This is a genomic window from Terriglobus sp. YAF25 (assembly GCF_052113305.1).
Taxonomy (GTDB): domain Bacteria; phylum Acidobacteriota; class Terriglobia; order Terriglobales; family Acidobacteriaceae; genus Terriglobus.
Genome location: NZ_JBFRCY010000354.1, coordinates 1 through 4,677, shown reverse-complemented (window position 1 = coordinate 4,677; position 4,677 = coordinate 1). Strand labels below are relative to the sequence as shown.

Below are 4,677 nucleotides of genomic sequence, written 5' to 3'. Positions count from 1 at the left end.
GCGATGATGAAACCGGAGAGCAGGACAGCGCTGATTGATGCCGTCTACCTGGGTCTGAACAAGCTGAAAGATGCGAAGTATGACCGCAAAGCGCTGCTGATTATTTCGGACGGCGGCGACAACCGCAGCCGCTATACGGAAGGGGAGCTGCGCCGCGCAGTACGTGAGAGCGACGTGCAGATTTATTCCATCGGCATCTTCGATACGTACGCCTCGACTCCGGAGGAGATCGCCGGTCCCATCATGCTGAACGATATCTGCGAGATGACCGGCGGCCGTATGTTCCGCGTCACCGACGTCGCCGAGCTGGGCGATATCGCGGCCCGTATCTCGCAGGAGCTGCGCAACGAGTACGTTGTCGGCTTCCGCCCGGGCGACCTGAAGCATGACGGCACTTGGCGCAAATTGAAGGTGAAACTCAACCCACCGCCCGGACTACCCCCTCTGACCGTGCATAATCGACAGGGGTACTATGCACCTGCGGACTAAGGTTTTTGGCGCCATCCTGGTAGTGGGTAGTTTCACGGCGGGCTGGGCACAACAGCAGCCTTCTTTGACTGTGGACCGGGATCCGATCGCATCGCCGGATCCGGATACGGCTCCCGCGCAATCGACCGCGCCGGTGGGGCCTGGAGGCGCGCCGACAGATAAGATTTCCGGCGGCAAGGGCGGCTATGTACTGCGCCGCGATGCCTACGAGGTCCGCCTGAACGCGACCGTGCTGGACGGCAATGGACGCACGATCCTGACACTGCCCCAGGATGCCTTCCATGTCTTCGAGGATGGAACTCCGCAGACGGTTAACTCGTTCCGGCAGGAGGATCTTCCGGTCTCGATGGGAATCCTGATCGACAGCTCGGGGTCGATGTACGACAAGCGGGACGCCGTGAACAAGGCGGCGGTGCGACTGATCAAGCTTTCGAACCCCAAGGATGAAGCATTCCTGGTGGATTTTTCGTTCGAGCCGTACATCGATACGGACTTTACCAGCGATGTTTCTAAGCTGGAGCAGGGCTTGAACTATGTGAAGTCTTCCGGCGGAACGGCGATGTATGACGCGCTGCTGGCCTCGGCGGACTATCTGGCAAAGAATGCCAAGCAGCCGAAGCAGGTGTTGCTGGTGGTTACGGACGGTGAGGATAACGCGTCGGCCACCTCGCTGGAGGATGCGATTGCGCGTATCCAGGAGCTGGACGGTCCGGTGATCTATGCTGTGGGCCTGCTCTTCGGCAAGGATACGGATAAGCGCGAGAGCCGCCACGCAAAGCGCGTGCTGGAGAACCTGGCGGAGCAGACAGGCGGCATAGCCTTCTTCCCGCGCAATCTGCAGGAAGTAGACTCGGTCGCCGATCAGGTGGCGAAGGACATCCGCGAGCAGTACACGATTACCTACCACTCGACGAAGTCGCCTGCGCTCGGCGGTTACCGTCAGGTGCATGTCGATGCCAAGTACAAAGGCTTCAATAAGCTGACGGTGCGTACCCGTACCGGCTACTACCCGAAGGTCTCGGGAGCAGCAGCGCCAGCAGATAAATCCAAGTAAGGCGTGCACGCGACGATGGCCTATCAGGGGTTTTCCACGAAGGCAATTCATGCCGGCCAGGAGCCGGATGAGCTGACCGGCGCTGTCAATGTGCCGGTGTATCTCACTTCCACCTATCAGCAGCAGGAGATCGGCAAGAACAAGGGCTGGGAGTATGCCAGGCTGGACAATCCGACGCGTTCAGCGCTCGAAGAGAGCCTGGCGGAGCTCGAAGGCGGAACCAGCGGTCATGTCTTCGGCAGCGGTATGGCTGCGATTGCGGCTCTGTGCACGATGATGAAGGCCGGCGATCATGTGGTCTGCAGCGAGAACATCTATGGCGGAACAGTACGGCTCTTCGACAAAATTTTTGTTCACTATGGACTGACGTTTACCTATGTAGACGCCGGCGATCCGGCGAAGGTGGAGGCTGCGATTACGCCTGCGACCAAGCTGGTGCATATCGAAAGCCCAACGAATCCGATGATGTCGATTGTGGACATTGCCGCGGTGGCGGGGGTGGCGCATCGCCATGGCGTAGAGCTCTCGATCGACAATACATTTCTATCGCCGTATCTCCAGCGCCCGATCGAGCTGGGGGCGGATATCGTGATGCACTCGACGACCAAATTCCTGAATGGACATTCGGATGGGCTGGGCGGTGTACTGATCGGGACAAAGCCGGAGCACAAGGAGCGGTTCGAGTTTGTGCAGAAGTGTACCGGCGGCATCCTGGCACCGTTCGACTGCTACCTGGTGCTGCGGGGTATCAAGACGCTGGCGCTGCGGATGCGGCAGCACGATGCGAATGGCCGCGTGGTAGCGGAGTTCCTGTCGAAGCATCCGAAGGTGAAGCAGGTGTTTTATCCCGGTTTGCCGTCACATCCGGGACATGCGATTGCGGCGCGTCAACAGAAGGGGTTCGGCTCGATGATGTCGTTCGAGCTCGGAAGCAAGGAAGCAGCGAATGCGTTTGTGCGGTCGTTGAAGCTTTGCTATCTGGCGGAGTCTCTGGGCGGAGTGGAGACCCTGGTCTCGCACTCGGCTTCGATGACCCATGCGGCGATGACCCAGGAACAGCGCGATGCGCTGGGGATTACGGATGGACTGATCCGTTTGTCGGTGGGGTGTGAAGATGTCGAGGATATCCTTGCGGATCTGGGACAAGCGCTTGTTGGAATTGAATGATCGAAGGATTGAATAGGGCTTTTCGGACCTGGTTTCTGTTTGTTGCCTGAGTGCGTCTGGCATGAGCGCGTCAGGTTACGCGTAGCCAGTTCGCATCGGTAGATGCGAATGCCTTGCTTAAGGGGACGGCTTCAGCCGTCCCATACGGAAGCTACAGAGATAGCGGCTTTAGCCGCTGAGGTCAGATYCATTCCCCTCGAAGTACTACATCTTGCCGCACATTTCTGTCTGTCATTTCGTAGTGACCGAAGGGAGCGGAGAAAATCTGCTTCTCCGCCGCATTGCCCTCAGCGGCTAAAGCCGCTTACTTACACAGCATCAGATCGCACGGCTGAAGCCGTGCGCTTAAGCAGGACAATCGTGCGTAGAGCGATACCTCTTCTTCGCGGCGAAGCCGCGAAGAAGAAGCACTAAAGCAGGTCCTTCGCTGACCCACCCCCGCCAGCGAAGCTGGCCGGGGACCCCGTCCGCTCAGGATGACAAGTCTTAGGGAAGTGGTGAACAAAATTTATTGGGGTGCATCGACAAATTCGCTCGCGGAATCTGTTCGATACGCCTAGTGCGTCGCTGCTGATGGCGTGTTGGCAGGATCAGTGTAGGGGACGTCTTTGCCGGGGACGTGTTTGGTGATTTTTCGTCCGAGTAGTTCTCGCGCGACCGCGCCCGCGGCTCTGCCTCCGATGCCGATGGCTGCGTTGGTGAAGACCAGGTCCCAGCCGCGGTCGGCGTGGGGATAGTAGAGGTTAGAGAGCGCGCCCGAGGTCATGGCTCCGAGAAGGTAGGAGTAGTTCGGCATCATGTTGCCGCTGTCGCTGCGGGCGACGAATGCGCTGGCGATGGCATGGTAGACACGGGATTTAGTAGTGCCGGTGCCCTGGTAGAAGTAACGGGGATCCTGGTGAAAGAGTGAAGCGTAGATGGCGTGGTCGAAGTAGTCGCTGATGCGGCCGTCTCCAAAGCGTGCCGCCCAACGTTTACCGTATCCAGCGGCTCCCTGGCCGTAACCGGCGTAGGAGTTGTTGGCCTGCTCGACCCCGGCRCTGACGGTGACACCGATGAACGATGTCCAGTCGAGCGTGTCACGGGTTGCGAGTTGGAACTTTTGCTTCGTCGTCATCGGAACGGGATGAGGTTCGAAGCTCGTGTAGAAGTTCGGAATGACGCCGAAGACGCGCTGTTGCTCCTGGGCTTTGATCTGGGCCTCGGCGATGACCTCCGTGGGAAGGACGGTGATCTCCGTGTTGGTCGATGCGATGGAAAGCGAGATGTCAGGTAGGACGTAAGTCTGCTCCCCGGAGAGATCGAAGGTCGGTGAGGCATAGGGAGCAAAGCCATTGCAGGTAACACGGAGCAGGTAGCGCCCGGCAGGTAGTCGAGCGAACAGGAATCCTCCTCTGGCATCGACCGATGTGGATCGCACCGGCGTGCCTGTTTCATTAAGCAATGTGACCTGTGCGCCGGGGACGATGGCGCCCGTGCTATCGAGGACGGATCCCGAAATCTGTGCCGAGCCTGCAGGCAGGGCTGCGAATGCTTGCGCAGAGGACGCCTGGAGTGGCGATGTCCGGAGTGGCGATGTCTGGGGCGATGATGTCTGGAACTGGGGAGTAGGCGCGTCCGGAAGCTCAAGAGAAGCAGTCGCGATGCCGGCCTGTTGTGCAGATAACGCAGTCGTCGAGACGAGAAGGAAGGCCGAAGCGGCACATTTCAACATGAATCAAAGTCCGATCTGTGATGGTTTGCCAGGTGCTTTGTCATCCTCCGGACGTTTTGCACGCAAGGGAAGACGAGGGGATGGGCACCTGCGTCTATGACGGCCGATCCCGGGAAATGAAAGGTGTAGACGACGATTCACGACAAACGAATTCACGGGCAGCCTATCGAATGTCGTGAAGTGTCGACGCTTGAAAAGAAAAGGGATCGAATTCGGACAGCGAGCGTCCTATTACACAGCGATCAGTGTGTAT

General features: G+C 58.7%; 4 protein-coding genes. 3 read left to right on the top strand and 1 reads right to left on the bottom strand.

Annotation, left to right across the window (positions count from 1 at the left end):
* The 3 genes from AB4043_RS15345 to AB4043_RS15335 all read left to right on the top strand — a co-directional run.
* Positions 1 to 489: VWA domain-containing protein (locus tag AB4043_RS15345; protein WP_442307441.1), on the top strand; the 489-nt coding region annotated here is incomplete at its 5' end.
* Entirely contained in the window at positions 473 to 1,543 is a 1,071-nt protein-coding gene (locus AB4043_RS15340) for a VWA domain-containing protein (protein ID WP_442301137.1), read from the top strand. The genes AB4043_RS15345 and AB4043_RS15340, both read left to right, overlap by 17 nt.
* Before the next feature lie 15 nt (positions 1,544 to 1,558).
* Positions 1,559 to 2,710 carry a trans-sulfuration enzyme family protein gene (locus tag AB4043_RS15335; RefSeq protein ID WP_442307440.1) on the top strand — a complete coding sequence of 384 codons (1,152 nt, stop codon included), beginning with the start codon at positions 1,559 to 1,561 and terminating at the stop codon, positions 2,708 to 2,710.
* A gap of 556 nt (positions 2,711 to 3,266) precedes the next feature.
* Here the strand turns inward: AB4043_RS15335 and AB4043_RS15330 are convergent.
* A complete protein-coding gene (locus AB4043_RS15330) occupies positions 3,267 to 4,424 on the bottom strand; it encodes a carboxypeptidase-like regulatory domain-containing protein (protein WP_442301135.1) in 1,158 nt (385 codons plus the stop codon).
* Positions 4,425 to 4,677: the final 253 nt, after the last annotated feature.